Origin of the sequence: Roseburia hominis A2-183 (assembly GCF_000225345.1) — a bacterium.
Lineage (GTDB): Bacteria > Bacillota > Clostridia > Lachnospirales > Lachnospiraceae > Roseburia > Roseburia hominis.
Window position 1 is genome coordinate 105,513 of sequence record NC_015977.1, and the last position, 24,319, is coordinate 129,831.

Consider the following 24,319-nt stretch of genomic DNA (forward strand, 5'->3'; position numbering starts at 1 on the left):
TGCAGAAAAAGATTTTTCCTGTTTTTTCGATTGCTGTAAAGGGAAATTGGCGTTATACTGGGGAAAAAGAAACGACAGGGAGGAAAACTTCATGGAATTTTTTGATAAGTTAAGCGAGTCACTGGTAAGTGCGGGGAAGGATGTCAGCCAGAAGGCGAAGGATGTATCCGAGATTGCAAAGTTAAAGCTGGATATCAAGTCCAAGGAGGACTATGTGCAGAAGCAGTATGAGGAGCTGGGACGCTCTTATTATGAGAAGCACAAGGATGAGGAAGAATGTGAAGAAGCAGAGCAGTTTTTCCTGATCAAGGAAGCTGTGGAGGAGATCGAGCGCATGAAAGCCGAGGTTCTGCGGATCCAGGGTTCTGCAGAATGTCCGAAGTGCGGTGCGAAGATGCCGGAAGGTGCTGTATATTGCAGCAACTGTGGTACGAAGATGGATGATATGTATGAGGAAGAGTAGCAGATACGCGGCATACCTTCCGTTTGTGCTGGTGGCGGTGATCGGACTGGTCTACCACGTCGGGATGAAGCCGATGGCGGGGGACGACATTTTTTTCCGGGATGCCACAAAAGACACGACGCTGTGGGCGTATCTGACGCAGCGCTATCTGACCTGGACGTCGCGCGTGGTGTCGGAGTGTGTACTGGTCAATGTCATACAGTGCCCGGTTTTGTGGAGAATTATTGATTTTCTGCTGTTTGCGACGCTGCCTCTTCTGCTGTCCGGGCTTTTCGGCGGTGGGAAGACGATGAACTGGTGCGCGGCAGCGGCGGTGCTGATTTTTCCGTTTCACGACATGGGTACGGCGGGATGGATTACGACAACAGTTACACATTTCTGGCCGTTCTGGGGATTTTTTTATGTGGCGTGGGTGATAAGGAAGCTTGCGCTTGCGGAGAAAATTCACCCGGCAGCGGCAGTGTCCGCGGTTCCTGTCGCGGTTGTGACAGGAAGTCATGAACAGTATGCCGTGATTATGACGCTGCTGCTCGTGCTTAGCGGCGTGTATCTGTGGAAAGCGCACAGAAGGCCGGGAAATGCAGTGCTTTTTTGGACTCTTGCGGTGATCGATGTGGTTTCACTGCTCGTAATTGCACTCTGTCCGGGCAATGCCGGACGCAATGCGGTCAGTATTGCGGATCTTCCGGTTTATGCGACGTTTGGATTCGGACAGAAGCTGTATCTGGGACTTTTGAGTATTGAGCGCGTGTTTATTGCCAATGCGGACATTGTATTTTTTCTGGTGGTGCTGATCTGGACATGGCTTGTCTGGGAGAAGACAAAAGATTACCGCAGGACGTTTCTCTCGGCGCTTCCGCTGCTCATTCTGTTCGGGCAGACAGTGTTAAGAACTGCATATCCGGGGCTCTCGGGGCTGTTCGTGATGCCGGGGGAGATTCTGGAGTGGAGCTGGAGCGATCTGTCGACGTGGATTCCTATGGTGTATCTGGCAGTGACGGTGGCAGCGATGATTTATGCGCTGTACCAGCTGTTCGGCGACGATCTGTTTACTTTCATCAGCGTGCTGCTTCTGGTGGGGTGCGGCTTTGGTGCCGGGATGGTGCTGGGCTTTATGGCGACGATCTACGTCTCGGGAGAGCGCGTGTATGCGCCGCTGTACGGGATTCTTCTGGCGGTCACACTGTTTGGCATCTGCCGGCAGCGCAGCGTGTGGAAGGAGCCGGCGGCTGTGGCGGTATCTGGACGGAAAGCAGAGCCGGCGGCGGATGCGGGCGTGACTGCGGCGGTTTCCAAAGCGGCAGTGCCGTCCGCAGTGTTCCTGACGGCACTGACAGTTGTCTGTTGTGCGGTGAACGTATTGTTTATCGTTTTGTCATTGTAAGACCGGAAGTATAAAAGATAGAATATGAGTTCCATACAGGGAGCAGATTCTGCAGGGCAGAATCTGCTCCCTGTTTTTTTGACACACAGTCAGAGAGAGGATATAATCATTATTAAAAATAAATCCAGTTAAAGGTGAAATGAAGGTTATTGAAGGTATAGGGGTAAACGGAGAGATGGAGTTGAATAAGGAAAAGAAAAATATAATTGGCATTACACAAAGCGGTCTTATATTGGTATTGGTAGTTCTTATTGTCTTTATGATGGTACAGATCAACAGGTTACAGGGGACTGCACGGGTAATAAATTATGCAGGTCTGGTACGTGGAGCCACACAGCGTGAAGTAAAGTTAGAAATTACAGGAAACCAGAATGAAGAATTAGTTCAGTATCTGGATGATATTCTGAGCGGATTAAAATACCAGGATGGACATTATGATCTGGTAAAGCTTCATGATAAAGAATATCAGGATAAATTACAGGTTCAGAGTGACTACTGGGAAAAATTAAAAGTAGAAATTGAAGCGGTGAGAAGCAGAGGATATGAAAATACAGATATTGTAAATATGAGTGAAACTTATTTTAAGATGGCAGATGAAACAGTATCTGCAGCGGAAAATTATTCAGAAAAGATTGCAAGAAAGATTCGTACCATAGAGATTTTGTCAGCACTTGATATGTTGTGCCTGGTAATATTGGTTATTATGCAGACGCTGATGGCAATGAAGATGGCAGTGCAAAACAAGCTGTTAGAACAGAGGGCATATACAGACAGCCATACAGGATTACCCAATAAAAGTGCATGTGAGAAAATACTTAATAATAAAGAGATCATTGATGAACCGACAGCATGCATAATGTTTGATCTAAATAATTTGAAGACGGTAAATGACACAATGGGACATTCGTCAGGAGACCAGCTAATAATGAATTTTGCCCGGCTTTTACGCAGTGTGATTCCGGAAGAAGATTTTGTTGGAAGGTATGGCGGGGATGAATTCATGGCAGTTATATATCATACCAGTAAAGCGGAAGTTGAGGATATTTTAAAATACTTACGCAGGGAAAAAGATAGATTAAATGGCAATGAAAATCCTATGTCAATCGATTATGCATGCGGATGGGCGTTATCCGAAGACTATAAGGAGTGTACAATGCAGATATTATTGGATAAGGCCGATTCTTATATGTATGATAATAAACAATTATGCAAACAGCATACCCTTTAGGTATTTTATGGAGCGTCGGCAGGCTGATCGGAATTGCGTTGGAGCAGCTTGAAAAGTGAAATGTTTTCCCATGTTTTTATTTGACGGAAGAACGCGGCAGTGATATATATAACATATTCTGTTATATATATCACTGCCGCGCTTTTGTTGTGCCGGAAAAATATTGCTCATCATGCCAAAGAAGCGCAGAAATACAGGCAGAAAGTACAGGAGGAGACCGATGCTTACCATCATGGAGCGGAAGAAGGGTGAGTCCGCGCGGGATTACGTGACGCGGGTGCTCATAGACAATATCGTAAACGTACATTTGGAACCGGGGGAGAAGCTGCTGGAAAATGATCTGAGCGGGCAGCTCGGGGTGAGCCGCACGCCGTACCGGGAGGCGGTACTTGCGCTTGCGGAGCGGCAGCTCGTGCATATAAGACCGAAGAAAGGCACCTATGTGTCGCACATTGATTTGAAACTGGTCGAGGAGGTGCGGCATCTGCGCAGCATTGTGGAGACCGAGCTGGCAGTCATGGCATGTGACCTTCTGACGGAGGAAGATCTGGATGTGCTGCGCGAGAATATTGCCATCTGGAAAATGTACATGGAGCGGAAGCAGACGGACAAGATACTGCAATATGACAAGGAATTTCACCGGCATTTCTATGAGATGTGCGACCGGAATTACTGGTATACGCTTCTGGAGAGCCTGTCGCCGCATTTTGACCGCACGACGGTGTTAAGCTTCCGCTGCCGTCCGGTCAACGGCATTGTATCCGACCACGAGGAGCTGGTGGATGCGATTGCGGCGAGGGACCGGGAGCGGGCGGCGGAGACCGCAAGACGGCATATGCTCCGCTACACCGAGAACATCGACACGATCCGGCAGGCGTTTCCGGAATATTTTGCGTAGGAAAGGAGGCAGAGGGTTATGGAACTGGCAATCATTACGGCAAAACAGGTTGTGATACTGTACTGTCTGATCCTGGCCGGGTTTGCGGGTGTAAAGAGTGGTGTCATAAAGCCGGAGGCAAAAAAGGCGTTTTCCAATCTGCTGCTCTACCTGGCGGTGCCGGCGATGGTCATTCATTCCTATATCTCAAAGGCAGACCGCTCCGTGCTTGCCAGACTGCCGCAGACGTTTGCGTTCAGTGTGCTTGCGATTCTGGCCGGACTTGCGATTACGATGTTATGTACCTGCCGGATGAAAGGAAAGGAACGTCCGATCCTGCGGTTTGCCTGTATATTTTCCAATGCGGCATATATGGGGTTCCCGCTGATCGAGGCGCTGTTTGGCGCGGAGGGACTGATCTATGCGAGTGTGTACGTGACGGTGTTCAACATTCTGCTGTGGACGGTGGGATTTGGCATGATTACAGGAACCGTGGAGCCGAAAGAGGTCGTCCGCACAGTCTGCACAAATCCGGTGCTGATTGCCGTGGTGATCGGACTGGTGATCTACCTGTGCCAGATTCCTGTGCCGGAGGTGATCGAACAGCCGCTCGCGCTGATCGGAAATATGAATACGCCGCTCTCCATGATTATTACCGGAATGATGATCGCCGGAAGCAATCTGGCGCAGATGCTTTGCGACCGGCGCATTTTATCTGTGATGGGAATCCGCATGCTGCTGATCCCTGCCGTGTGCTTCGCGCTGTTTTTTGCATGCGGCTTTTCCGGGATGGCTGCAGGCGTGGTGCTGCTGCTGGAAGCATGCCCGAGCGCGGCGATCACCTCCGTCTTTGCGGTGCAGTATTCGTATGATGAAGAATTTGCGGCGGGCAGCGTGGTCATTACGACCCTGCTCAGCATTGTGATCCTGCCGGTATGCGCCATGCTTCTGCCGGGAATGTAGAAAACCGCGGGAAGAAGTCATGTGGAAGCCATATAGCGGGAAGAAGCCATATGGCGGAAGAACCCGGAGATGGCATGGGAAGCAGGCAGGATAAGAAAAAGGAGAGAGTCACATGGAAATCAGATGTGTGTATACAGAAGGAAATCAGAATGTCATTCAGGAGGCGGTGGATCGCCTTCCTGCGTCGGGAGGTACAGTAATCGTGCCGCGCGGCGAGTGGAAAAGCGGTGCAATTCATCTGAAAAGCAATGTGAAACTGTATCTGGAAGAGGGATGCGTGATTCATTTCAGTTCCTGCATGGAGGATTACCTTCCGCCGGTATTTACACGCTGGGAAGGCGTGGAATGTTACAATTATTCGCCGCTTATCTACGCGGCAGACTGTGAGAACGTTACAATCTGCGGCACCGGTGTGTTAGACGGTGCAGGAAGCGCGTGGTGGCACTGGAAAAAGCTCCAGCAGAATGCGGCGGATCACCTGATCCGTGCGGAAAGTCAGGAAATTCCGGTAGAAGAGCGGATATTTGCGACCAGGAAGGATGCGCTCCGCCCCTCGTTCATCCAGTTCATAAATTGTAAGCATGTAACGCTGGAAGATTTTACGATCGAGGACGGACCGCAGTGGACGATTCATCCGGTGTACTGTGAGGATGTTGTGGTGCGTGGGGTGACAGTGAACACCAAGGGACCGAATACCGATGGCTGCAATCCTGACTCGTGCAGGAAGGTACTCATTGAGGACTGTACCTTTGAGACCGGCGATGACTGCATTGCCATCAATTCCGGGATGAACGAGGACGGATGGCGAGTGGGACGTCCCTGCGAACAGATTGAGGTGAAAAATTGCCGCTTTATAGGAGGACACGCGGCAGTGGCAATCGGAAGCGGAATGTCCGGCGGCATTTGTGATATCTGGATCCACGACTGCGTGGCCAGAGGGACCGAGCGCGGCATCCGCATCAAATCCATGCGTGGGCGCGGTGGCTATGTAAAGCGGGTCAATGTGGAACGGATGCAGATGGATGAGATAGAAAAGGAAGCGATCGAGGTAAGCATGAATTACGGTTCCAGCACGGCAGTGCCGGTGTCGCAGAAGGCTCCGGAATTTTCGGAGCTTCGTTTTGCCCATATCCGGGGAAACCATGCTGCCATCGGTGTCTCACTCTGCGGCCTGCCGGAAAGTCCGCTGCGGGAAATTACCCTGGAAGACGTATCGATCGCTGCAGAAGACCCGCTGCGGGAAGAGTATGTGGAAAAGTAAAATACTTTTTCTCTGGCGCTCTTGTGCTTATGAACGCTTGACTTTCCGCGGGTTTGGTGCTAATCTTAGAAAAGTCGATACACACAAACACGAGGAAAAAGAGAGTACATCAGCAGATACTTTACAGAGAGATTTCCAGCTGCGCGGTTGCAGCTTGCTGCGAGGAAATGAGGAAGGGCGGATGGAAGATGGCTTTGGAGTGGCAGGACTGAACACTGGACGTTACTAAGGACAGCGATAAGTTCTGACGGGACCGCCTGTTACAGCGGGGGATATTCGTTGCGATATCCGCAGAGGCACAGAGTGCAGATTCTGTGTGAATAGAAGTGGTACCACGGGAGTTATCCCGTCTTCTGGTGGCTATATCAGCCCCGAAGACGGGATTTTTTTGTTTTATTAGGAAGGAGCAGACAAAATGAGTGACAAGGGAAAATTTTACATGACGACCGCGATTGCCTACACATCCGGCAAGCCGCATATCGGAAATACGTATGAGATCGTGCTCGCTGATGCGATCGCGCGTTATAAGAGACTGGAGGGCTACGACGTTTATTTCCAGACCGGAACAGACGAGCATGGCCAGAAGATCCAGGAGAAGGCAGAAAAAGCAGGCATTACGCCAAAAGAATATGTAGACAACGTAGCAGGCGAGGTAAAGCGCATCTGGGATCTGATGAACACGTCCTACGATAACTTTGTCCGCACGACCGATGCAGACCATGAGAAACAGGTGCAGAAGATTTTTAAAAAGCTGTACGATCAGGGAGACATCTACAAGGGATCTTACGAGGGACTTTACTGTACGCCGTGTGAGTCCTTCTGGACAGAGTCCCAGCTGGTGGACGGCAAGTGCCCGGACTGCGGGAGAGAGGTAAAGCCGGCGAAGGAGGAGGCATATTTCTTCAAGATGAGCAAATATGCGGACCGCCTGATCGAGCATATCAACACCCATCCGGAGTTCATTCAGCCGGTATCCAGAAAAAACGAGATGATGAACAATTTCCTGCTTCCGGGATTACAGGATCTGTGTGTTTCCAGAACATCATTTTCCTGGGGAATTCCGGTAGACTTTGACCCGAAGCATGTGGTTTATGTATGGCTGGATGCACTGACCAACTATATCACGAAGATCGGTTATGATGTGGACGGCAATTCTTCCGATTTATTTAAAAAGAACTGGCCGGCAGATCTGCATCTGATCGGCAAGGACATCATCCGTTTCCATACGATCTACTGGCCGATTTTCCTGATGGCGCTGGATCTCCCGCTGCCGAAGCAGGTATTCGGACATCCGTGGCTCTTACAGGGCGGAGACAAGATGAGCAAATCCAAGGGAAATGTGATCTATGCGGACGATATGGTGGATCTGTTCGGCGTGGATGCAACCCGTTACTTTGTACTGCATGAGATGCCATTTGAGAATGACGGTGTGATTACCTGGGAACTGGTGGTGGAGCGCTTTAATTCCGATCTTGCCAACATCCTCGGAAATCTCGTCAACCGCACGGTTTCCATGAGCAACAAGTATTTTGGCGGCGTGGTAAGAAGCACGGGCGTGACAGAGGACGTGGACGAAGACTTAAAGACAGTTGTGACCGGAGCCAGAGACAGAGTGGCACAGAAGATGAAAGATCTGCGTGTGGCAGATGCCATTTCTGAGGTATTCGGCGTGTTCCGCCGCTGCAACAAATATATCGATGAGACGGCACCGTGGGTACTTGCGAAGGACGAGGCGAAATCCGACCGTCTGGCAGAGGTACTTTATAATCTGGCAGAGTCGATTACGGTGGGGGCATCCCTGCTGTACAGCTTCCTGCCGGAGACCGCAGAGAAGATTGTGGCACAGCTTCATACACAGCTCCGCGGTTTTGAGGAACTGAATCAGTTTGGTCTGTATGAGAACGGCACGAAAGTGACCGGGACGCCGGAGATCTTATTCGCACGTCTGGATGCAAAGGATGTGATGCCGAAGGTAGAAGCGATCCGCGAGGCACAGAAGAAGGAGTTTGAGGCAGAGCAGAGAGCGCTTGGCGAGGAGACTCCTGCAGAAGAAAAAGCAGAAGACGTCATCGACATCGAGGCGAAGGAAGAAATCACATATGATGATTTTATGAAGCTTCAGTTCCAGGTGGGAGAGATCATTTCCTGTGAGGCTGTGGAGAAGTCGAAGAAGCTTCTGTGCTCCCAGGTAAGAGTCGGCAGCGAGGTGAAGCAGATCGTTTCCGGCATCCGCAAGTATTACACGCCGGAAGAGATGGTCGGTAAAAAAGTGATGGTACTGGTAAACTTAAAGCCTGCGAAGCTTGCGGGAGTTCTCTCAGAGGGGATGCTTTTATGCGCTGAGGATGCGGAAGGCAATCTGGCGCTGATGACGCCGGAGAAACCGATGCCGGCAGGTGCTGAAATATGTTAAAAGGAGACACCGGAGCAAAACGGACATGGTTTTATGAAAACGGTGCATTTGTGGCGGCGGCGCTTGCCGCCGTCCTTTGGCATGTGGTATTGTCCACGAATGTCGGCGATGATATGGTCTATTTTAAAACCCTTCTGGACGGTAACAGTTCACTCGGCGAGATCCTGGCACATCGCTATGAGACATGGTCATCGCGCATGGTGATCGAGGCGGTGTTAATTCCACTGGTGCACTGTCCGCTGCTCTGGAAAATCCTTGATATTGTCATCTTTACGTCCCTCCCGGTGCTGCTCTGCGGACTGCTGGGTGTGACCGGGCGCGGACGCTGGTTTGTAACCGGACTGGTGCTGCTCTATCCGTTTGCGGATATGGCATCCGCCGGATGGATTGCGACGACGACCAATTATCTCTGGCCGCTCTGGGGCGTTCTGGTGATCGGCATGGTGTTAAAGCAGCTTCGCTGCGGCAGAAAAGTGCCGGTGTGGGAGGCGGCAGCAGCGCTTTTAGCGTGTGCTTATGCGGGCAGCCAGGAACAGGCTGCGGTGCTGCTGCTTCTGCTGCTTGGCATGGAAGTACTGCATTATATCTCGGAAAAGTGTATGAAACAGCCGCTTCTCTATGCATTATGCGGCATAGATATTATTTCCCTCATATATATTTTCAGTTGTCCGGGAAATGCAATCCGGAGCGCGCAGGAGATGGCGGGGAGAATGCCGGAGTTCGCTGATTTTACATTCTGGGAGAAGCTCTACATGGGACTTGCCAACGTGGAACGGATCTTTATTGCCCAGCTTGATCCGGTCTATTGCGTTGTGGCAGCAGTGATTGCGCCGCTTGTGTACCGTAAGACAGGCAATTACCGTAAGACGCTTTTGGCGGGGATTCCGGCGCTGCTGCTGTTTGGACAGGCGGTGGTGCGTGTCAGCCACCCATCCTTGAAAAAGGTGTTCGTGCGACCGGAACAGACGACACACTGGGACTGGCATGAGCTGGTGACCTATATGCCGCTGGTATTTTTGATACTGTCCGTTTTTGGAATCCTGTACGCCCTGTGGCAGCTGGCGGATGGAGCGTGGAAGCATTACCTGTGGACGGCGTTTTTACTGGCAGGCGGATTTGCCACGGGGGTCGTCATGGGATTTTCACCGACGATTTACGCATCGGCAGACCGGCCGTACCTCTATCTGTATTTCGTGCTGATCTATGTGTGTACGGATGCCGTGTGGAACTTGGGAGGCATGAGGGTCGTCTGGAAGACAGGCAGTGCAGATGCTGCGCAGAGCGGAAGCGGTGCACACAGTAAGGGGAAAATGCCTGTGCCGGAAAAACTGATGTTTACTGTACTCGGGCTTCTGGTGCTGGCAAACATTCTGGATGTGACCCGGATGTGCTGGCTGCTTGGAAGGCTTCTGTGATCGTTTATAACAGAAATCCGCTGTTTCATGCAGGAAACCTAACGAAAAATCCAATTTCAGCCGATGTATACCATATGAACGGATTCAGTCAGGGATACATTCAGGGAGGAATGTGGATATGGGAATCAGCATCAATGCACCGGGAAGTGTGAGCAATCAGGCATCGATGACAGGCACACTTTCCATCCGAAAAAGCACAAATACATTTGAGCAGATGGCGGGGGTCAGTAGTTCAGGGGGAACCTCGAAAAAACAGCTCAATTATAATCACAGAGATATTTCCGGACAGCTGCTCCGGGCGAAGAAGCCGCAGAGTGCATCCGCGGCGCTGACCCGTGCAAAGAGCAAGGTGTCTATGCTTCAGCGTGCGGCGGCATCCGGACAGTATGATTCCAAGGAAGTGGCGAATGCGCTTGCGCATGCGAGACGGATGGTGCGCTGTGCGCAGTTGAAAGTGCGCAATCTGCGCGAGGAAGAGCGCGAGCAGCAGTCTGCGCAGAAGGAAAACAGCGGTAAGAGCCAGAAGAAGGAACATGAAGTGAAGCGCCGTGTGGCACAGAAAGAGCGTCAACTCAAGCAGAAGGTATCGATTGAGAATACGCAGGAAGTGCTTCGGCAGAAGAAAAAGAAGAACGAGATAGCGCAGAAGCAGCAGAGACACCGCTCGCAGGAGCGGGGTAAGATTGCGGAAGCGGATTTCAAATATATCAAGTCACAGCTCGAGGCTGGCAAAGGCTTTGGCGGCGGCAGTTCTTATTGTGAGGACAGCGGATTTACGCTGGATATCAGTGATGCCGCAATGTCGATGGCGGAACTTGAGATGATGGCACAGAATCAGATCGAAGCGGAGGCAGAGGCGGAAGTGGAAGCGGAGATGTCGCTTACCGACGGAGGAACTCTTGCAGTTGCGACAGCGGGAGCCGTGCCGGCAGGTACAGGAGCGGGAACTGCATCGGACACAGCGCCAGCCGCTGCCGGCGCATCTGTGGATGTGTCAGTGTAACAAAACGGCGAGGGACACTGCCCCATGAAGCAGGCGGTGTCCTTTGAAGGCTAAGTCATATTATAAGAAAATCACACTTTTCGATTTTAGGTAGAATGCACAGGAAATATTTTGTTCAAAAAATGTGGCATTTCTAACCAGCCGGTGGCTGCATCTGCGATGATTCGTGTCTTTCCAAGTTTGGAGCACTCCGCGGAGTGTGTCCGCAAGCCAGAAGACAATTTTAGGACTTTTGTGTGTCCCTTATTGGCACCAATGAGCAGAACATAACCGCGCGAAGCCGATGTCTGAATTGGCATCTGCCCTATTTTCAATAGCAGATGCCAACGAGTTTCGGTTCGCGCGGTTTAATATTGTCTGTGAAGCGGTGCCATTAGGGACACTAGAAAGTCCGCTCATTGTCTGTGGCTTGTCGGACACCCTCCGGGAGAGTCCAAACGTGGAAGAGACACGAAATCAGATGCAGTCATCCGGCTGGAAGAACTGCACACATTTTTTTCAATAAATCTTTCCTATGCAGTTCTACCTGAAATCTATAGAATGTGTTTTGGATAATATGACTTAGCACTTCAAAGGACAGCGTTGTCTGCCTATGTGGCAGTGCTCCTGCGCTGTTTCGCAGTGACAGCAGTCAGGGCGAACATGGCGGCGGCAAAGAGGAACTGGATGCCGATGCATTTCCAGTAAAAGCCTAGGTCGAAGACTTCCTTTCCGAATCCCGCCAGCATATTGTTGGCGCGGATGTACCAGTAAGCGGGAAGGAAACGTCCTACGGCAAGTACGGAACCGGAGAGCATGGACTGCGGGACAAAGACACCGCAGAGAAAGGACATGGACAGACCGACGATATTTGCCAGCATATTTAATACGTTGTCATCCGGCGAGAACGTCGAGATGAGCAGGGAGAGTGCAGCCGTAAAAAACAGGAAAGCGAGGCTGTTTAAGATTGCATAGCCGACATACGGCTGCAGCATGGCTTTCTGGTAGAATACGAGACCAAGCAGCAGAAAGAGCAGCCAGATGCCGAGACTGTACAGGAGACAGCCGGATGCCATGGCAAGAGTACGTGTTCTTCCGGGAAGAGCGGAGCACGCCGTCCGGGCTTTCATGTCGCGGCTGTTTAAGGTAACCAGAATCGGAGCCATGCCGGCGAACAGGATTGCCAGAAAGATATACGGAAGATACTGGAAAAAATAAAAAACCATGCTGTTGGTGTCGGCGTCGGACATCTGAAAAGATGTGACGGAGACTTTGGGAAGGTCGGAAATGGTATGATCCGTATGGTCGATGGCCTCGGCAATGGTGTCACCGCCCGCCAGGTAGAGCTGCAGTGCCTGCACATACTGCGTAATCTGGTTGTCCACGTACTGGCTGCTGCTGCTTCCCGGAATTGTCAGGGAGGAGACAAGGTCTTTGGTCTCGCCGGCGAGCACCCGGTCTTCAAATCCTTCCGGGATGACCATGGCATAGTTGAGCGTGCGGTAGTAGATTGCATCTAACAGTGCGGTGTCCTCTCCAGGCTCCGGTGTTGTTACCTGGTGGATGGATGCGAGGTAATCGCACAGAGCGCGGCTTGCATCCGTGTTGTCTTCATCTGTGATGGCGATAGAGCGCTGGCTGGCTTTGAAGTTCTCGTTGATGGAATCCTGCGAGAGTGCCGACAGCAGCAGCGTGATCACCGCGTAGACGCCCAAATAGATCAATGCGGCATTTCGCCGTTTTTTTGCGATTGCGAAAAATGCTTTAAAGACTGGCATATTTTTTCCTCCTTACCAGTGCAAGACCGCCGAGACAGAAAAGTGCCGAGAGTAACAGGAGTCCTGCGATATTTGTAAAAAACCGTGTGTAGGACGGGTACACGACGAGTGAATACAGCGCATCGGAGATGAGAGCTGCAGGATTGATGCGGTTGAGCAGCGGGCAGAAATCTTCCACAAGTGCACGCATGTTTCCGATCATCAGACCGCTTAAAAAGCAGCAGATCATAATTGCAGCCATCAGGAAACCAAACTTGGTCTCTTTGGAAAACTGCCCGATACAACCGACCAGAAATCCCAGACTCAGCCCGGCAAGACAACCGCAGAGGCAGGTCAGCGCCACACCGCCGAGATGGTTTCCGAAATCAACCTTAAGAACCAGTGTCAGATAGGCAATGGTGATCAGCAAGGAGGAAAACTCAAAAATCAGAGCTCCGGTCAGATCACCGAGGGTGGCAAGCAGCCGGGGAACCGGCGAGACATTGCGTCTGGCACCCAGATCTGACAGATTTGCCTGATTGGAGATGGCGAGCGTGTTGCCGATCATGGCAGCATAGAGGCAGGTCATGGCAATCAGATTGAAAAAGTAAGTAAGGGATTCATCCACGGAGCCGGCACCAAGGGATTCGTGCCGGATATAGCTGACTTCCGTAGAAACCGCATCAAGCAGTGCCGGAAGCTTCGTGGGATCTTTCATTGCGGCCTGGGCGATGGCACTGTATTCTATGTTGAAACGATCCACAAGCACACTTAAAATACTCTGGTACAGAGGATCGGAAGTCATCTCTGCGGAGAGTGTCAGCGATAGAGGATACGTGGAAACATCCTTGGCGGATGCGGCATTTCTATAATCGGAAACGGTTGGCAGATCAGCGGTAATGATGCCGTAGACTTCTTTTGCTTTCAGCAGTTCACTGGCATCCGCAGCGGAAGCATAGGTAACTTCAAGGAACTGATCTTCGCCGGGTTTGGACAGGGAATCAAACATGGAGCGCAGCTCGGAGGATTCCTCTTGCATCACAACTGCAACCGGGATGGCGGAAAAACTTTCGCCACTTCCCAGTCCGCCGAATGCAAAATGGAACATCGTTCCGAGCAGAAGTGGAAAAGCGACACACCAGAATACCTGACCTTTATCCCGCAGCAGATTAAGCAGTGTATATTTCATCGTATGAAAAAACATGGTGGTACCTCCTAATCACGAAGTTCTTTTCCGGTAATTTCCAGAAAGACGTCATTTAAGGTCGGAAGTTCGGAATAGACTCTTCCGAAAGACACATTCTGTTCCTGCAGATAGTTCAGAATGTGCGGCAGATTGTGGGAACCGCCGCTGCACAGCACTTTTAAGCAGTGATGTTCAAAGGTCACCTCATAGACGTGCTTTATGTCACGGATCGCTGCAATCTGCGCAGGAAGAAGATCCAGAATATCAATCGAGATGATCTCGCTCTTTTTGATCATTCGTTTTAACTCTTCCGTGGTTCCAATGGCAAGATTTTTGCCTTTGTCCATAATGGCGATCCGGGTACAGATCTGCTCCACCTCCTCCATATAGTGGGAAGTGTAAATGATCGTGGCGCCATTGCGGTTTAACTCCTGGATTCCCTCCAGAATTTTATTGCGGCTCTGTGGGTCAACCGCCACAGTCGGCTCGTCGAGAATGATGAGCTTTGGCTTGTGGGCAATTCCGCACGCGATATTCAGACGGCGCAGCAGACCACCGGAAAGCTTTTTCGGATAAAATTTGCGGAAATCGTTGAGACCGACAAAATCGATGGCATCTTCCACATACTGGCGCCGGAGCGCTTTGTCGCGGATATACAGACCACAGAAATAATCAATGTTTTCATAGACGGTCAATTCCTGAAAGACAGCGACATTTTGCATGACAACGCCGATCTGACGTTTCAGATCGTAGCTGTCCGGCCGCATTTCCCGGCCGAAGACCCGGACGGTTCCCTTGTCAAAGGCAAGCAGTGCAAGGATGCAGTTGATGGTTGTCGTCTTTCCGGAGCCGTTTGGTCCAAGCAGACCGAAGATCTCACCTTCCTCAATTGTGAGATTGAAGTGATCGAGGGCGACAAGCTCCTGATAGCGTTTTACCAGATTTTCTATTTCTACAACAGGTACTGACATAACAAATCCTCCTCATTTGATGGTAATTACAGTATAGCGGGTGACGCCCGGCGGTACCAGTGAGCAGCGTCAGATGTTTGATGTGACAAATGTCATAAATCTCTTATTTTTCAAAAAAGATGTGGCGGCAGCCCTGTAATGATGATATGGTTATCATAACGTGTGCGGGAAAGTGGAAGATATCCCGGAAATATGGCGGCATATGTGGACAGGGAGAGGGTAGAATGAAGCGGATTGTGGATAAAGGACTGTTGCTTGCCGGCGGTCTGCTTATGGCGGGACAGTCGGGAAGGCTTGCAGCGCCGGTCATAGCGTTGCTGTTGGCGATGACTGCGGCGGCATATGGCAGCTGTGTGGACAACAGACGATGGCATTGTGTGTGCCTTGCGGGGATGTTTGCGGTCTGCTTTATCCTGCCGGAACTCTGTTTTTTCGTGCCGGTTCTTCTGTATGACTGTGCGGAAAAAAAGGAGATGCGGCTCTGGTTCTTGAGTGTTCCGGGGCTCGCTTTTTTCTATCGGGAACAGATTATCCGGCAGCCCTTTTTGTGGGCGGCGGACGGTATGCTGATCGTGGCTGCGATATTGCTGGCGTGCAGAACGGGCAGAATTCTGTATCTGGAACAGGAGATGATCCGTCTTCGGGATACCAGCACGGAATTGAATCTGGTGCTGCAGGAAAAAAACAAGAACCTGATGGAAAAACAGGATTATGAGATCTACCTTGCGACACTGCGGGAGCGCAACCGCATTGCAAGAGAGATTCATGATAATGTGGGGCATATGCTTTCAAGAAGTATTCTGCAGATGGGGGCACTGATTACGATTCATAAGGAGGAGCCGCTGCACGGACAGCTCGCCGGGGTGGGGGAGACGTTAAATCAGGCGATGAACAGTATCCGTGAGAGCGTGCACGATCTGCACGATGAGTCCATTGATCTGCGGCAGTCCATTGCGGAGGCGACCCGTGAGATGAAGGAGCACTATCAGCTCACGGTTGATTACGATATGTCTCCGGAGATTCCACGCAATGTAAAGTACTGCTTTATCACAGCGGTAAAAGAAGCCATGTCGAATATTGCAAAACACTCCGATGCGGATAAGATCTCCGTGATTTTGCGGGAGCACCCGGCGTTCTATCAGATGACCGTTGAGGACAACGGAACGGTGGGACGAAAGGGACAGAGCGGACCATTGTGGGAGGAAGAGGTCGTCCGTATGGACGGAAAGGAAGGGATTGGTCTTTCTAATATGAAGGAGCGCGTGCAGGCACTGGGCGGAACCTTCCGGATTCATACGGAAAAGGGATTTGTGATCTTTATTTCGATTCCCAAGAGGGATAAAATGTAGATACGGTAATGAAGGCTGGGAGAGAGAAAAATGAGAGTTCTGGTGGTTGATGATGATAAACTGGTGGCAGTATCCCTAAAAACGATTCTGGAAGCTGACGGGGAGATTACGGTCGTGGGTCTTGGAGAGGCGGGAGATGACGCCATCCGGCTTTATCGGGAGCAGCATCCTGATATTCTGCTGATGGATATCCGCATGCAGGGAATGTCCGGATTGGATGCAGCTGAATGTATCTTAAAAGAAGATCAAGCGGCAAAAATTTTGTTTTTGACAACCTTTTCCGATGACGAATACATTGTAAAGGCACTGAATATGGGAGCGAAGGGGTATCTGCTGAAACAGGACTTTGAGTCGATCGTTCCGGCACTCAAGGCTGTCTACGGCGGGCAGAGTGTATTCGGCGGACAGATTATGGGAAAAATTCCGGTGCTTCTGGCAGGAAAAGGCAGCTTTTCCTATCATGATTACGACATCAGTGAGAAGGAGCAGGGCATTATTGAACTGGTGGCAGAAGGCTTAAGCAACCGGGAGATTGCAGAAAAATTGTATTTGAGCGAGGGTACGGTGCGCAATTATATCAGCACCATACTGGATAAATTAAAGTTACGAGACCGCACACAGCTGGCAGTCTTTTATTATAAGAACTGCGGCTGAGCCGGCGGTACAGCAATCGCACAGAAGCTGTGCCGACAGACAGCGACATGAAAGAGACGGCAATGCAGCAACAGGGAAGATGAGGAAAACAATGATATTTGAGACACATGCACATTATGATGATGAAGTATTTAATGAGGATAGAGAGCAATTATTAGCTGGGCTCCCGGAAAAGGGAATCGGGAGGGTGATTAACGTCGGTGCGTCCATTGAGACGACGAGGACGACGCTCGCGTTGGCGGAGGCGTATGATTACATCTATGCCGCCGTGGGTGTGCATCCGAGCGATATTGACGGGCTGAACGAGGAGACATATTCCTGGCTCAAAGCGCAGACGGCACATCCGAAGACGGTAGCGGTGGGAGAGATTGGTCTGGATTATTACTGGGACAAGGAGCCGGAAGTACAGGCAGCGCAGCGGGAATGGTTCGTGCGCCAGCTTGCACTTGCCGGGGAGACGGATCTCCCGGTAATTATCCACTCGCGTGACGCGGCGGAGGATACCATGCGGATCTTAAAAGAGACCGGAAGATTCCGGGAACATCCCGGTGTCATTCACTGTTACTCGTACTCGCCGGAGCAGGCAAAAGAGTACGTGAAGATGGGATACTGCATTGGTGTGGGCGGTGTGGTTACCTTTAAAAATGCAAAGAAACTCAGGCAGACGGTGGAGCAGATCTCTCTGGAACACATTCTGTTGGAGACGGACTGCCCGTATATGGCGCCCGAGCCGCACCGGGGAACCCGCAACGATTCCTCCAACCTCTCTTATGTGGCTGCCAGGATTGCAGAGATCAAAGGCGTCTCTGTGCAGGAGGTGGAGCAGACGACCTGGGAAAATGCCTGCCGTGTATTCGGCGTCCGGTAGGTGTCTGCCCGAATCAGCAGAAGCGGGAATATTCCGGGGTGTCTGCCCAATAGCGCTTCGGGATTAACTGCATCTGCAAGCCCGGATTTTTGCGGGATTCTATGGCAATGTGATCAAAAAAGGTCAGCCAGAGCTGCCGGAAGGCTTCCTCGTCGGAGGAATACCGGCTGACTTTCTCCAGATCCAGATCTGCGGCATCTGTGAGAATGTAGCTGGAAAGCGCTTTGTGCACCGCGACAGACTGATGTGTGGCGTCATAGATCATAAAGTTCTCGGAGGGCAGACGGTCGGTGAAATGCTCTGCCAGATAGGGAAGGACGTTGTCCTTCGGATGGATCGTGGCAAAGAGAACGCCGTTCTCAAGCTCGGAGAAGCGCAGAAATTCGAGATGATGGCAGGCTTCGCGGTTGGTCGCCCGGCAGAGCTCAAAAATCCGGTAGACACACGGTTCGCCTAAGGAAAGAAGCACTTTCTGACCGTCTCCGCTTGCGAGTGCGAGGAGGATGGTCTCATAGATGGCGTCTGCCTTGTCCATCTTCCTGCCGGAGGATGGCTCGCCGGACATTGCTGCCTGATAGATCGACTCATAGAACTGCATGCCGAAACGGGACGTGATGGTGCGGATCACCTTGCCGGTCTTATCCGCGGAAGGAGTTACGTGAATATATTCGGAAAAAAGCTCGTAATTCTCCGGTTCTCCGGTGGCAAGCCGGATATTGCGGTGACCGAGCCGGCTTGCGCAGGCGTCATAGACACCGGTAAAGATACCTTCAAGACTGTCCTCACAGATAAATACATACATGTAAAATACCTCTTTTCTATGTGTAATCAGGGCGGTGGGCTCACAGGGCAAGCCCGGTGTCAAACAGCGACAACTGCTGATAACCGCTGTTGCGGAGCTCCGTTGGAACCTGCGTGTGGTCTGCCATGAGATGAGAGCAGATATAGTCCTCGTCGAGCTTCGTGCGGTACATCATCCGGCCGGAACAGGTGATGAAATACAGGGCGCGCTTTAGCACAACGCCGATCTTTTTCAGATCGTCATAGGTGAGCGCGGTATCCCGTCTGGCGGCGACGATCCGCTGGGCGGACTTGTATCCGATTCCGGGTACGCGCAGAAGAGTCTGATAACTGGCGCGGTTGATCTCGACCGGAAATGTGTCGAGATGACGCAATGCCCAGTCACACTTGGGATCCAGATAAATATTAAAGTTCGGGCGGTCTTCCGACAGAAGCTCATCCACATGAAAGCGGTAATAGCGCAGCAGCCAGTCTGCCTGGTACAGGCGGTGCTCGCGCAGCAGCGGAGGTCCGCCGGGGAGCACCGGCAGTGACGAATCGCCGTTGACATTGATGAATGCAGAGTAGAAAACGCGCTTCAGATGAAACTTCTCATAGAGTGCCTCGGACACACGCATAATCTGATAGTCGTTCTCCGGGGTAGCACCGATAATCATCTGTGTGCTCTGCCCGGCGGGCACGAACTTCGGCGCTTTGCGGTAGACCATCAGTTCATTCTGGTTCTCCGTGATGCCATTCTGGATCTGGCGCATGGGGGAGAGAATCGTGTGTCTTGATTTGCAGGGAGCAAGCTGCTTCAGTCCGTTTGCCGTGGGAAGCTCAAGATTGATGCTCATGCGGTCCGCAAGAAACCCTGCTTTCTCAATCAGTGCCGGGTCAGCGCCGGGAATCGCTTTTACGTGGATGTAGCCGTTGAAGTGATGGACGGTACGGAGCCGGTAGAGCGTCTGGTAAATCAGATCCATGGTGTAATTCGGACTGATGAGGATGCCGGAACTTAAGAACAGACCCTCGATATAATTGCGCCGGTAGAATTCCATGGTGAGCGTGCAGATCTCATCCGGGGTAAAGGAGGCGCGGGGGACGTCGGAGTTGCAGTTGTTCTGGCAGTAGGCACAGTTAAAAATACACTCGTTGGTGAACAGGATCTTGAGCAGGGAGATGCATCTTCCGTCTGCAGCAAATGCATGGCACACGCCGGGAGCCAGACAATTCCCCATGTGCCTGCCGTCTCCCCTGCGGTCGGCGCCGCTTGAGGTACATGCCACGTCGTACTTCGCGGCATCGGTAAGGATGGCAAGCTTCTCCATGAGGGAGAGATTCTGCTGAATGTTCATGTGAAAACACCTCCTGGCAAAACAAATGTTCGGTTAAAGAATAGCACATATGTTCGACAAAAGCAAGATGAAATCGAATATTTGTTCGAGAAAGATTATGGTTCACTTGGACAGTGGGTATATGGTATAATGTACGTAAGCAATGAGCAGTGCCAGACGTGACAGTCACGAGATATGCCTGCTTGCAGGCTATATCTCGCGACTGTTGCGGATGATAGGGCGAATGCCCGTTAGTCCGGGAAATCTATGATTTCCTGGACGAGCACTGCGAAGACGTGACATTTGCCGGAGCGGGCATCGGAGACTTTAGACGGATGATAGGGCGAATGCCCGTCAGTCCGGGAAATCTATGATTTCCTGGACGAGCACTGCGAAGACGTGACTTTTGCCAGAGCGGAGTCGTACAGATAGAAGCCCTCGGACGGGCTTTGGAATGGAGAAAGATGGATACAGATATTTTTGAGCAGTTCCCGGATCGGGAAACATTTGACAAATACTGGAACGAGAATTATCAGCCGGTGACATACGAGGATGTGCGCGAGGCGTTCACGGATTTTGTGAAGTCCGCGGACGGTCACATCTACCTCTCGGATTACGAGGAGAAGGGGCTGATCTCACGGGAAGATTTTAAGGAAAATCTCTCGCAGGAGGCACAGTTTACATTTGAGGACGGACTGACGGAAGTTTTTTACGATAAGAATCCGGAGCTTTATGAGACGGCGTTTGCGCTCTATGAGGAGTCAAAGCTTACCGGAAAGGGAGATGCATCGGTGGCGCAGACGTTTCACGAGACGTTTCGCGCGCTCTATGCAGAGTTTCTGGACAGACTGTATGATGAGGTGCTGGCAGCATGGCAACATTAGGAATCCCGCAGAATACGATTACGGTTCTGCAGAAGTATCATTTTAATTTTCAGAAAAAGTTCGGACAGAATTTTCTCATTGATACCCATGTGCTCGAGCGCATTATTGAGGCGGCGGGCATTACGAAGGATGACTTTGTGCTGGAGATCGGACCGGGCATCGGCACGATGACCCAGTATCTGTGTGAAAATGCCAGAGAGGTGACGGCGGTGGAGATCGATCAGAACCTGATCCCGATTCTGGCGGACACGCTTAGCGCTTATGACAATGTGACGGTTATCAATGAGGACATTTTGAAGCTGGATATTGTAAAGCTCGCGGAGGAGAAGAATGCCGGGAAACCGATCAAGGTGGTGGCAAATCTTCCGTATTATATTACTACGCCGATTATCATGGGGCTGTTTGAGAGCCATGTGCCGATTGACAGCATTACGATCATGGTGCAGAAGGAAGTCGCAGACAGGATGCAGGTCGGACCGGGGACGAAGGATTACGGTGCGCTCTCGCTGGCGGTGCAGTATTATGCAAAGCCGGAGATTATCGCAAACGTGCCGCCGAACTGCTTTATGCCGCGGCCGAATGTCGGCAGCGCGGTGATAAGGCTGACGCGTCATGAGACCGTGCCGGTGCAGGTGGAGGATGAAAAGCTGATGTTCCGGCTGATCCGGGCATCTTTTAACCAGAGACGCAAGACGCTTGCGAACGGTCTGAATAATTCGCCGGAGATTCATCTCTCCAAGGAAGTGATTCAGGAAAGCATTGAGGAGCTTGGCGTGCCGGTGACCATCCGTGGAGAGGCGCTTACATTGGAACAGTTTGCGGCGCTCTCGAATATTATCGGACGCAGAATGAAGCAGCAGGTATAGAGAGAATAGGGGGAAACAGACAATGGATGGACAGCAGAACAATCAGAATGGATGGAACGGGAGCGAGGCGCCCAGAACATACGGTGAGGATACGAAAATGTATCAGAACCGGCAGAACGCGCCGCAACAGCCGAATTACGGAAGCGGTCAGAACCCGTATCAACAGCCGAATTACGGAAACAGCCAGAATGCATATCAGCAGCCGGATTACGGAAATGCACAGAACATGAATCAACAGCCGAATTACGGAAACAGCCAGAATGCATATCAGCAGCCGAATTACGGAAACGGTCAGAACCCGTATCAGCAGCCGAATTACGGAAACTGGCAGGGCAATCCGTATCCGCAGGAGCAGCACGGACCGGTATCCGATGTTCTGTGCAATATTCTCCTGGTGATCTTTATGGCGCAGATTATTATCAATTTTGTGGTATTTGGCGCGACATGGAATGCGATGGCAGGGGAAGGAATAGACGCTTATCTCGACGGATCCGTGAGCCTTGGCAGCCCGGTGCAGATGCTTTCCATGTTTTCCAATCTGCTGTTTGTGGCGATGCTTGTGCTGTTGATTCTGGATATTATAAAAATCAGCAATCAGAAATACAAGATCACCGGTCTGGTGTTGTTTGCGATTTTCTTAAGACCGGGCTATTACATCTGGAGAGCACATGTGCTTAAGAGAAAAATGACGTTCCCGATCATCTATACCATCGCTTACAGTGGAGTGACCGTGGCATACTTTTTCTATTCGTTTTATAAAGTTTTTTCACTGACATTCGGAATTATGCAGAGTCTGAACTAGTGCCGCGGCTTTGTGGGAATGGAAGATCTCCTTGGTTCATATAATAATGGACAAGGAGATTTTTTTATGCGGAAAAAATGGAAATACTATATTGATAGAATGCTTACTTTCGCGCTGATCGGCATATTATTGCCGCTTTTTGTTACGATAATATGTCAGCGTATGCGACTGGAGGAAGTGATATACGGCACGTACGACGCGATGACGGAGGCGGCAGAAAGAGAGGGCGGGGAGGAACTGGAGGAACAGCTGCCCCTGATTCTGGCGAAGGAGATCCGTGCGGACGCGGAAGATGCGGCGCTTAAGGCGCAGTGCGTGATTGCGCGGACAACACTGTATGATGCCGCGGCGAGAGGGGAGGAACAGCCGGCTGCTTTTTCGGAGGAAGAATTAAGGCAGGCGCTGGGGGAAACATATGAAAAGACCATGGAACGGCTTGAGACGTGCGTGGAGGAGACGAGTGGGCAGGTGCTCTCCTGGAACGGTGGCTATGCGTATGCTGCATATCATGCGATCAGTGCAGGAAGTACGAGAGATATGAGCCGGTCGGCGGAAGCGGCGGTGCCATATCTTCCCGCGGTGGAGTGCCCGGCGGATCTGACGGCGGAGGGCACGCTCTCGGTCATTTATTGTGAGGAAACGGACATTTTAAAGCGGTGCGGGGAGCATTTTGCGGAGGCAGACGTGTCCGCGGTGTCTGAGATCCAGGTTACAGAGCGGGATGCGGCGGGCTATGTACAGCAGGTCATGCTGGGGGAGTATGTCTGCACCGGGGAAGCGTTCCGTGAGGCGATGGGCTGGAATTCCGCGTGTTTTACGATCACGCAGATGGGGGAAAATGTGCGGATCGTGACAAGGGGACTGGGACACGGGTACGGACTGAGCCAGAATGAGGCGCGCGCGATGGCGCAGGAAGGAACCTCTTACGAGGAGATTTTACAATATTTTTTTCCGGGAACAACGCTTGTGACAGCGGATCAGATAAAATAGGCGACGCTCTGCATAAACCATCCGTGCAGGGGGAACAATAGGAATAAAAATAAATAATATGGATGGTGAAAAAAATGAGAAAAAGCAGATTTTGGGCATTCCTCGGGCGTAAACAATATGTGATTGCGGGGGCGATTGTGATTGCGGCAGCAGTTGCGACCACGGTAATTTACAGCGATCATGAACAACAGCAGCGCGAACAGCTGGAGGAAGAACTGGCACAGGAAAACACACCGGAGGAAGCCGGACTTGTCGCTGCGACGGAAAGTACGGAACAGACAGCACAGGCATCCGCAGTTATTCCGCCGGAGCAGACCGCGGAGACGGAAAAGCTGGAGCAGAAAGCGGCAGAGACGACAGAGAGTACGGAAGTGGCGCAGGTGGAAAAAGAAGCGGAGAATGAGACCGCAGAGACGGGAGCAGGGGTCAATGCCCTTCATTTTGATCCGGAGGACGGCATGCTCTGGCCGATGGAGGGAAATGTGATCTTAAATTACAGCATGGATTCTACCATATACTTTGCGACGCTGGACCAGTACAAATACAATCCGGCGGTGATTATCGCGGGAGAGGTCAACAATAAGGTATATTCCGTCGCAAAGGGAAAAGTCATCGGTCTCTCCAACAACGAGGAGACTGGCTGTACGATGACGGTCGATCTGGGTGACGGCTACCGCGCGATCTACGGACAGTTAAAGGAGCCGAACTTTGCGGTGGGTGATTATGTGGAATCCGGCCATGTGCTGGGCTACGTGGCAGAGCCGACGAAATATTATTCGGTGGAGGGCAGCAATCTGTATTTTGCGCTGCAAAAAGACGGACAGCCTGTCGATCCGGTAGCATTTTTTCAGAGCTAGTTTGTAAAAGGAAGACACCGGTTCTTGAATAT

General features: G+C 51.3%; 23 protein-coding genes. 18 read left to right on the top strand and 5 right to left on the bottom strand.

The genetic code is table 11. The features are described 5' to 3' along the window. Positions 1–91 precede the first annotated feature (91 nt). The 10 genes from RHOM_RS00480 to RHOM_RS00525 all read left to right on the top strand — a co-directional run bounded on the left by RHOM_RS00480 (position 92) and on the right by RHOM_RS00525 (position 11,007). Complete coding sequence (locus RHOM_RS00480; RefSeq protein WP_014078310.1) at positions 92–463, top strand: zinc ribbon domain-containing protein; 372 nt, start codon at positions 92–94, stop codon at positions 461–463. Next, positions 450–1,847 (top strand): hypothetical protein, encoded by a 1,398-nt coding sequence (locus RHOM_RS00485; protein ID WP_014078311.1) that lies wholly within the window; start codon positions 450–452, stop codon positions 1,845–1,847. The genes RHOM_RS00480 and RHOM_RS00485 overlap by 14 nt, the downstream gene beginning before the upstream one ends. Before the next feature lie 139 nt (positions 1,848–1,986). Further along, a complete protein-coding gene (locus RHOM_RS00490) occupies positions 1,987–3,075 on the top strand; it encodes a GGDEF domain-containing protein (protein ID WP_014078312.1) in 1,089 nt (362 codons plus the stop codon). Between the two features lie 220 nt (positions 3,076–3,295). Further along, complete coding sequence (locus RHOM_RS00495; RefSeq protein ID WP_014078313.1) at positions 3,296–3,973, top strand: GntR family transcriptional regulator; 678 nt, start codon at positions 3,296–3,298, stop codon at positions 3,971–3,973. 18 nt (positions 3,974–3,991) lie between these two features. Beyond that, entirely contained in the window at positions 3,992–4,915 is a 924-nt protein-coding gene (locus tag RHOM_RS00500) for an AEC family transporter (RefSeq protein ID WP_014078314.1), read from the top strand. A gap of 112 nt (positions 4,916–5,027) precedes the next feature. Further along, positions 5,028–6,176, top strand: a complete 1,149-nt coding sequence (locus RHOM_RS00505; RefSeq protein ID WP_014078315.1) for a glycoside hydrolase family 28 protein — start codon at positions 5,028–5,030, stop codon at positions 6,174–6,176. Beyond that, the gene (locus RHOM_RS18400) at positions 6,163–6,405 is read left to right on the top strand and encodes a hypothetical protein (protein ID WP_014078316.1); all 243 of its coding nucleotides are present in this window, start codon (positions 6,163–6,165) and stop codon (positions 6,403–6,405) included. Before RHOM_RS00505 ends, RHOM_RS18400 begins: the two co-directional genes overlap by 14 nt. A 186-nt stretch (positions 6,406–6,591) precedes the next feature. Continuing rightward, on the top strand, positions 6,592–8,589 hold the full coding sequence (metG, locus tag RHOM_RS00515; protein ID WP_014078317.1) for a methionine--tRNA ligase: 1,998 nt from the start codon (positions 6,592–6,594) through the stop codon (positions 8,587–8,589). Further along, a complete protein-coding gene (locus tag RHOM_RS00520) occupies positions 8,583–10,004 on the top strand; it encodes a DUF6056 family protein (protein WP_014078318.1) in 1,422 nt (473 codons plus the stop codon). Before metG ends, RHOM_RS00520 begins: the two co-directional genes overlap by 7 nt. A 118-nt stretch (positions 10,005–10,122) precedes the next feature. Continuing rightward, positions 10,123–11,007, top strand: coding sequence for a hypothetical protein (locus tag RHOM_RS00525; RefSeq protein ID WP_014078319.1), 885 nt, complete (start codon positions 10,123–10,125; stop codon positions 11,005–11,007). A gap of 590 nt (positions 11,008–11,597) precedes the next feature. On the opposite strand, the gene RHOM_RS00530 is transcribed toward RHOM_RS00525, so the two are convergent. From RHOM_RS00530 to RHOM_RS00540, 3 genes are read right to left on the bottom strand one after another with little or no spacing between them, the layout of a single operon-like run. After that, positions 11,598–12,764 carry an ABC transporter permease gene (locus RHOM_RS00530; protein ID WP_014078320.1) on the bottom strand — a complete coding sequence of 389 codons (1,167 nt, stop codon included), beginning with the start codon at positions 12,762–12,764 and terminating at the stop codon, positions 11,598–11,600. Beyond that, positions 12,751–13,947, bottom strand: a complete 1,197-nt coding sequence (locus RHOM_RS00535) for an ABC transporter permease (RefSeq protein WP_014078321.1) — start codon at positions 13,945–13,947, stop codon at positions 12,751–12,753. Before RHOM_RS00535 ends, RHOM_RS00530 begins: the two co-directional genes overlap by 14 nt. Positions 13,948–13,958: 11 nt before the next feature. Next, positions 13,959–14,900 (bottom strand): ABC transporter ATP-binding protein, encoded by a 942-nt coding sequence (locus RHOM_RS00540; RefSeq protein ID WP_014078322.1) that lies wholly within the window; start codon positions 14,898–14,900, stop codon positions 13,959–13,961. 224 nt (positions 14,901–15,124) lie between these two features. Between RHOM_RS00540 and RHOM_RS00545 the strand changes: the two genes are divergently transcribed. The 3 genes from RHOM_RS00545 (at position 15,125) to RHOM_RS00555 (ending at position 17,771) form a co-directional block, all read left to right on the top strand. Further along, positions 15,125–16,249 carry a sensor histidine kinase gene (locus tag RHOM_RS00545; protein ID WP_014078323.1) on the top strand — a complete coding sequence of 375 codons (1,125 nt, stop codon included), beginning with the start codon at positions 15,125–15,127 and terminating at the stop codon, positions 16,247–16,249. Between the two features lie 30 nt (positions 16,250–16,279). After that, positions 16,280–16,903 carry a response regulator gene (locus RHOM_RS00550; protein WP_014078324.1) on the top strand — a complete coding sequence of 208 codons (624 nt, stop codon included), beginning with the start codon at positions 16,280–16,282 and terminating at the stop codon, positions 16,901–16,903. 91 nt (positions 16,904–16,994) lie between these two features. Further along, the gene (locus tag RHOM_RS00555) at positions 16,995–17,771 is read left to right on the top strand and encodes a TatD family hydrolase (RefSeq protein ID WP_014078325.1); all 777 of its coding nucleotides are present in this window, start codon (positions 16,995–16,997) and stop codon (positions 17,769–17,771) included. Between the two features lie 13 nt (positions 17,772–17,784). On the opposite strand, the gene RHOM_RS00560 is transcribed toward RHOM_RS00555, so the two are convergent. Together RHOM_RS00560 and RHOM_RS00565 are read right to left on the bottom strand one after the other, a co-directional pair. Beyond that, positions 17,785–18,573: a TIGR03915 family putative DNA repair protein gene (locus RHOM_RS00560; protein ID WP_014078326.1), complete on the bottom strand. Its 789-nt coding sequence runs from the start codon at positions 18,571–18,573 to the stop codon at positions 17,785–17,787. Positions 18,574–18,613: 40 nt separating this feature from the next. Then, the gene (locus RHOM_RS00565; protein WP_014078327.1) at positions 18,614–19,909 is read right to left on the bottom strand and encodes a putative DNA modification/repair radical SAM protein; all 1,296 of its coding nucleotides are present in this window, start codon (positions 19,907–19,909) and stop codon (positions 18,614–18,616) included. A 443-nt stretch (positions 19,910–20,352) separates the two neighbouring features. Here RHOM_RS00565 and RHOM_RS00570 point away from each other — a divergent pair, with 443 nt between their 5' ends. The 5 genes from RHOM_RS00570 (at position 20,353) to RHOM_RS00590 (ending at position 24,287) form a co-directional block, all read left to right on the top strand. Then, a complete protein-coding gene (locus tag RHOM_RS00570) occupies positions 20,353–20,772 on the top strand; it encodes a hypothetical protein (RefSeq protein WP_014078328.1) in 420 nt (139 codons plus the stop codon). Beyond that, positions 20,760–21,638, top strand: coding sequence for a 16S rRNA (adenine(1518)-N(6)/adenine(1519)-N(6))-dimethyltransferase RsmA (rsmA, locus tag RHOM_RS00575; protein ID WP_014078329.1), 879 nt, complete (start codon positions 20,760–20,762; stop codon positions 21,636–21,638). The genes RHOM_RS00570 and rsmA overlap by 13 nt, the downstream gene beginning before the upstream one ends. A gap of 22 nt (positions 21,639–21,660) precedes the next feature. Then, positions 21,661–22,440 carry a hypothetical protein gene (locus tag RHOM_RS00580; protein WP_014078330.1) on the top strand — a complete coding sequence of 260 codons (780 nt, stop codon included), beginning with the start codon at positions 21,661–21,663 and terminating at the stop codon, positions 22,438–22,440. Between the two features lie 66 nt (positions 22,441–22,506). Then, complete coding sequence (locus RHOM_RS00585) at positions 22,507–23,430, top strand: SpoIID/LytB domain-containing protein (RefSeq protein ID WP_014078331.1); 924 nt, start codon at positions 22,507–22,509, stop codon at positions 23,428–23,430. Between the two features lie 74 nt (positions 23,431–23,504). Further along, complete coding sequence (locus RHOM_RS00590) at positions 23,505–24,287, top strand: M23 family metallopeptidase (protein ID WP_044024741.1); 783 nt, start codon at positions 23,505–23,507, stop codon at positions 24,285–24,287. Positions 24,288–24,319 lie beyond the last annotated feature (32 nt).